At 73.1% G+C, this 5,450-nt stretch carries 7 protein-coding genes; 3 read left to right on the top strand and 4 right to left on the bottom strand.

The features are described 5' to 3' along the window. The coding region (locus tag VIU94_RS14740) for an HsdM family class I SAM-dependent methyltransferase (protein WP_331911545.1) at positions 1-1,056 on the bottom strand (1,056 nt) is incomplete at its 3' end. 226 nt (positions 1,057-1,282) lie between these two features. Here VIU94_RS14740 and VIU94_RS14735 point away from each other — a divergent pair. Further along, positions 1,283-2,074: a DUF4190 domain-containing protein gene (locus VIU94_RS14735; RefSeq protein ID WP_331911543.1), complete on the top strand. Its 792-nt coding sequence runs from the start codon at positions 1,283-1,285 to the stop codon at positions 2,072-2,074. Between the two features lie 68 nt (positions 2,075-2,142). After that, positions 2,143-2,925, top strand: a complete 783-nt coding sequence (locus VIU94_RS14730) for a hypothetical protein (RefSeq protein WP_331911541.1) — start codon at positions 2,143-2,145, stop codon at positions 2,923-2,925. A gap of 96 nt (positions 2,926-3,021) precedes the next feature. Here VIU94_RS14730 and VIU94_RS14725 read toward each other — a convergent pair whose 3' ends face one another. Further along, positions 3,022-3,768 carry an N-acetyltransferase gene (locus VIU94_RS14725; protein WP_331911539.1) on the bottom strand — a complete coding sequence of 249 codons (747 nt, stop codon included), beginning with the start codon at positions 3,766-3,768 and terminating at the stop codon, positions 3,022-3,024. A gap of 63 nt (positions 3,769-3,831) precedes the next feature. Further along, positions 3,832-4,530: an HNH endonuclease family protein gene (locus VIU94_RS14720; RefSeq protein ID WP_331911537.1), complete on the bottom strand. Its 699-nt coding sequence runs from the start codon at positions 4,528-4,530 to the stop codon at positions 3,832-3,834. A gap of 131 nt (positions 4,531-4,661) precedes the next feature. Between VIU94_RS14720 and VIU94_RS14715 the strand changes: the two genes are divergently transcribed. After that, a complete protein-coding gene (locus VIU94_RS14715; RefSeq protein ID WP_331911535.1) occupies positions 4,662-4,853 on the top strand; it encodes an antitoxin in 192 nt (63 codons plus the stop codon). A gap of 109 nt (positions 4,854-4,962) precedes the next feature. Here VIU94_RS14715 and VIU94_RS14710 read toward each other — a convergent pair. Continuing rightward, a partial coding sequence (locus tag VIU94_RS14710; RefSeq protein WP_414720954.1) for an SCO6745 family protein occupies positions 4,963-5,450 on the bottom strand: 488 nt, incomplete at its 5' end.

The following is a 5,450-nucleotide window of genomic DNA, read 5'->3' as shown; positions in this document are numbered from 1 at the left end:
GGCGCCCCGGCGGAGCAGGTCGGCGCGGATGCGGCGGCCGGAGCGGCGCGAGGCGGCGGCGGGCGGCATGAGCAGGACGGCGGTGCCGCCGGGGCGCAGCCGGGCCAGGGCGTGCTGGACCCAGGCCAGTTCGGACTCGGTGCGGGCCGGGAAGCCGTACTCCCAGCGCGGGTCGTAGGCGAGTTCGTCGTGGCCCCAGTTGCGCTCGTTGAACGGCGGGTGGCAGAGCACTGCGTCGGCGGCGAGCTGCGGGAAGGCGTCGGCGCGCAGGCTGTCGCCGGGGCGGACGCGGACCTCGGCGCCGTCGGCGAGGGCGAGCCGGAGCGCGGTGAGGGCGGCGAGGTCGGGGTCGGCGTCCTGGCCGTACAGGGCGGTGGCCCGGTCGACGGCGCGGAGCAGGGCGCCGGTGCCGGAGGCCGGGTCGAGCACGGTCCCGGGGGTGCGCGCGCCGGCGCCGGAACCGGTGGCGAGGGCGGCCATCAGGGCGGCCGGGCCGGGCGGGGTGAGGGTGTACTGGCGCGGGTTGGCGTCGAGGTGGCGGCCGAGCAGGAACTCGAAGGCCTGGCGGGCGCCGATCTCCGAGGCGAGGTCGACGACGGCGCGCAACAGGGGTGCGGCGCCGGCAAGTTCGGCCGGGGCGGGGGTGCGGACGGCGCGCTCGAGCCCGTAACGGGCGGTCAGGACCTCTTCCAGGGCGACGGGCAGAAGACCGACGAAGCGCTCGTCGGAGACGGCGGCGAGGCCGGGCCAGGCGGCGGGCCGGTCGTGCACGAGCAGGAGGACGCCGCCGGACTGGACGAGGGCGGTCACGGCGCCCTCGGGGCGGCCGGCGATCTGCTGCCAGACCCGCTCGCGCAGCGGGACCTCGGCGAGCTTGCCCTGGGCGCGCAGCCAGGACTCGACGTCGGCGAGGGCGAAGGAGGGGCTGGTCTCCGTGCCGCCGACGGGCTTGGGGAAGTCGGCGTGGCGACGGCGCCAGTTGCTCACGGCGGCCCGTCCGACCCCTGCCAGCCGGGCGATCCCGGCCGCGGTCACCTCTGTTGCGCTCTCCGGCACCTGGCTGACTCCCTTCACGCCCTGCTCCGTCCATCCGCTGTGACCCCGATCTTACCGATGAACGCAACAGACACCACTTCACAGTGTGAGCCGACCTGAATTTCGTGAACCGTGTTGACTCGGTTCACAGCCTCTGTTGTTATTGATCCATCGCTCCACGGGACTCCGTGAGAGCCGGTCGCACTCCGCGTCCCGTCCCATGTCCCATGTCCAGGAGGGCATTTCCATGTCGCACGACACGCACCAGACGTACGCCGGCCAGGGCCCCCAGTCCCCCACGCCCCGGGCCTTCCGCAACGGGCTCGGCACCGCCGCGCTGATCCTCGGCGTCATCGGCGCGATCTCCGGCCTGATCCCGTTCCTCTTCGTCCTGGCCGGCATCCTCGGCCTGATCGCCCTGATCCTGGGCCTGTCGGCCCGCGGCCGGGTCAAGCGCGGCGAGGCCAGCAACAAGGGTGTGGCGACGACGGGCGCGGTCCTCGGCCTGGTGGCGCTGATCCTCTCCGTGGTCGGCGCGGTCATCACGTTCACGGCCGTCAGCGACGCGGTGGACGAGATCGACAAGTCGATCCAGGAGTCCGCCCCGAAGAAGCCCTCCGCCGGCAAGGGCGGCGCGGCCAAGGGAAAGGGCGGTCTGGCCGCCGGTGACGGCTCCGTCTACGACGACAAGCTGAAGGTCACCGTCTCCGGCCCGACGGCGTACAAGCCGAGCGAGTTCGCGGCCGGGCACACCGAGGGCAACAAGGCGTACCAGGTCACCGTGGTCATCGAGAACGGCGGTACGAAGAAGTTCGACGCCGCGCTGGTCACCCTGGACGCCCGCGCCGGCAAGGACGGCGTCGCCGCCGAGCAGATCTTCGACGAGAAGGTCGGCACCGGCTTCACCGGCTCGATCCTGCCCGGCAAGAAGTCCACGGTCGTCTTCGCCTTCGACGCCCCCGCCGACGCCAAGAACCTCACCGTCGAGGTCAGCCCCGGCCTGGAGCACGAGGCCGCCCAGTGGGAGCTGAAGCTCTGACCCGCGCCCAGCGCTCCCCCGGCCCGTAACCCCCCGTACGCGCCCGCCCCACCACCCGGAGAGACCGCATGACCGCCCTCGGCCGCCGCCGCACGTCCCCCCGCCGTCGCGCCGCCCTCGCCGCTCTCCTCGGCACCGCCGTCGCGCTCGGGGGGACGGCCTGCGGGCCCTTCGACGAGGAGGGGTCGGGCCCCTTCAAGGGCCTGACCGGCCCTCAGATAGCAAGCAAGTCGATCGCGGCCACCAGGACCGCCGAGTCGCTGACGCTCGACATGGCCACCATGTCCGCCGACGGCCCGGTGAGGGCCTACCTGGCGATCGACCGGCAGGGCCGCTGCGCCGGCACGGTGACGCTCGGCGTCACCGGCACCGCGGAGCTGATCAAGACGGCCGACTCCGCGTACATGCGCTTCGACGAGGCCTTCCTGCGCGAGCAGGGCAAGGGCGAGCCGGCCGAGAAGCAGGCGGCCGCCCTGAAGACGCTCAAGGACGGCAAGGGCAAGTGGGCCGAGACCGATGCCTCGGACCCCAGGGCCAAGGACAGCCTGGAGCTCTGCGACCTGAACGCCAGGCTCGCCGCGTTCGAGAAGGGCCTCGACCTCGACCTCGACTTCGCCGGCGCCGACGCCGGCGAGGTGACGACCGTGAACGGCAAGCAGGCGCTGATGCTCACCGAGGGCAGGGGCGCGCGGACCACCACGCTGTACGTGGCCGCCGAGGGCGCCCCGTACCTGCTGAAGGTCGTCGCCAAGGGCGGTGAGGAGCCCGGGACGTACACCTTCTCCTCGTACGACAGGCCGGTCCCGGCGCGTGAGCCGGCGGCGAAGGACGTCGTCGATCCGAAGGACTGAGCGGGCATGCGAACGGGCCGGGAGGGCCGCCGGAGGGGGGCGGCTCACCCGGCCCGTTCGCGCACGTAAGACCTACGGACCCGGCGCGGCAGCGGCTCAGAGCGTGTGGCGGACCCAGATGTTGGGCTCGACGTACACCGCGTACCCGCGCGAGGCCTCGCAGTGCACCGGAACCAGCGCGCCCTCGACCTCGACCGGCCCGTCCGTGTCGAACGGCAGCCCGGTCCAGGCACGCCACTGCTCCACGGAGCCGGGCACGGTCATGGAGGCCGGGGCCACCTTCTCGACCGCACCGCCGGCCCGGACGTGCACCCGGAGCCAGGGGTCGTGCGGGAGGCCGTCGGACTCCCGGGTGCGGAAGGCGTACTCGTGGATGGAACTGCTCGCCTCCAGGTGCTTGCCGTTGGGCCGCACCGGAGCGACGACCTCGGCGAAGCCGAGCCTGCGGGCGTTGTCCCGCATCGCGCCGAGCATCCTGGCCGACAGCCCCCGACCGAGCGCGCTGGTGTCCACGCAGACCTCGATGGCGCTGACGGTGTCGGGCTTCCTGCCCTGCCGCAGGTCGGAGAAGGCCCAGAGCAGGACCTGGTCCCAGCCCGTGGCGGGCAGTGCACCGCGCCCGTCGGCATGGAGCTGGAAGGGAACGCTGAAGGCCCGGGCGACGACCTTGCCGTCGGCGTCGGTGGCCACGAGGACGTACTCGGGCAGTTCGCGGACGATGCGGCCCATGTTCGCCCAGCCGACCGGGTCGTACATCATGAACTCCGGCCACAGATCCTTCATCTGCCACATCGGGCCCTCGAGTTCGGGGCGTTCGGCGAGGGTCGTGACCGTGAGTTCCATGCGCGCAGGCTAACGAGCGCTCACAGGCTTGGCCCAATCGTTTTTCCAGGCGGTGAGGACCCCCTAGGGCAGGCGTTGCTCCGGGCAGCGAGCCAGCACCCGTCGCATCGCGTCCTGTTCGCCCCGCGTGACCCAGACCTCGTACTTCCGCTTCACCGCGACCTGCCGGGCGACGTACGTGCAGCGGTACGCCTTGTTCGGCGGCAGCCAGGTCGCGGCGTCCCCGTCGCCCTTGCGGCGGTTGGTCGCGGAGTCGACGGCCAGGAGGTTGAGCGGGTCGTTGGCGAAGCGGAGCCGCTTCTCCGGGTCCCACTTCTGGGCGCCCTTCTGCCACGCGTCGGAGAGCGCGACCACATGGTCTATGTCGACCTTGCTGCGGCCGCGCACGAACTCGACGCGGCGGCCCGTATAGGGGTCGTCGGTGAGGGTGCCGGAGGCGACCTTGCAGCCGCCGTCCTTGACGGCGACGCCGGTGAGGTCGCGCTTGAGTATGTCGTCGCGGGTCCCGCAACCGTTGCGGTCGACGTCGGCCCAGGCGCGGCCGAACTCCTCGCGCGCGTACCCGGTCTTCGGGGCGCGGCCCTTCACGACGAGGGCGTCGACGGCGGCGAGCGCGGAGCCCCGGCCGCCGTTCTGCCCGCCGCTGCCGCCGTTTCCACCGCTTCCGCGGCCCGGGCGGTCATCGTCCGCAGTGCAGGCGGTGGTTATGAGCAGGGCGGCGGCAAGTGCCGCGGCGGTCAGGGGCTTCCGGTACGTGAGCACCCCGGAATCCTAGGCGGCGCAAGGGTCCGCGAAACGGGGGCGGGGCCTGGCGCCGGGCGCTCGGCGCGCGCATCGGGGTGTACGGGGGTAGCGTCGAATGCGCTGTATGTCCCCTTCTGAAGGAGTGACGCATGGGGATCATGGACAGGCTCAAGGCGATGGTGGGCCAGCACGAGGACAAGGCACGGACGATGTCCGACGCCGCGGAGACGAAGGTCAACGAGAAGACCGGGAACAAGTACACCTCGCAGGTCGACCAGGCCCAGCAGAGGGCGGAAGGCTCGCTCGGCATGTCGGACCGGCCTGAGCAGCCCCCGACCTGATCTCCGGACGCACGGCTGCCCTGCACTCAGGTACGCAGCCCCCAAGACCCCGGCCGCGGAGTGCTTCGAGCACCCCGCGGCCGGAGCTTTTCCCGGCCCCTCAGGCGCGTCAGACCTTGCCGATGCCGAGGGTGTTCTCGGCAGGCAGCAGGCCGGAGGCGAGGAAGGCGAGCCAGGGCTCGCCGAGCAGGTCCGCGAGGCGGGCGGTGTCGTCCGGGCCCAGGGCGGCCCAGGGGGCGGCGGCCAGCTCGTCCGTCCGCCGCTCGACCTCGTCCCGCAGCGCGCGGCCGGCCTCCGTCACCGTGCCGTCGGCCTCGACCAGACCGCGGGCGACGAGGCGGGCGCGGGCCGCGGCCCACTCCGCGGGGCTCCAGCCCCGGCTCTCGAAGACCCGCTCGCCCGCCGCGCCGATCGCCGCGAAGGAGACCAGCGCCTCGACGGGGTCCAGGCCGGCGACGAGCAGGGCGGCCAGGTGCCCGTCACCGCGGTGCTCGCGCAGCACCGTGGCGGCCTGCCAGAGGACCAGGTGCGGGGCGTCGGGCCAGGGCAGCTCCGCGTTGGCGGCGGCGAGCGGCCGCCCGGCGGTGACCGCGGCCT

Source organism: Streptomyces sp., assembly GCF_036566765.1.
In the GTDB taxonomy this organism is placed as follows: domain Bacteria; phylum Actinomycetota; class Actinomycetes; order Streptomycetales; family Streptomycetaceae; genus Streptomyces.
The sequence above is the reverse complement of the archived record's forward strand: the minus strand, read 5'-3'. Positions and strand labels throughout refer to the sequence as shown.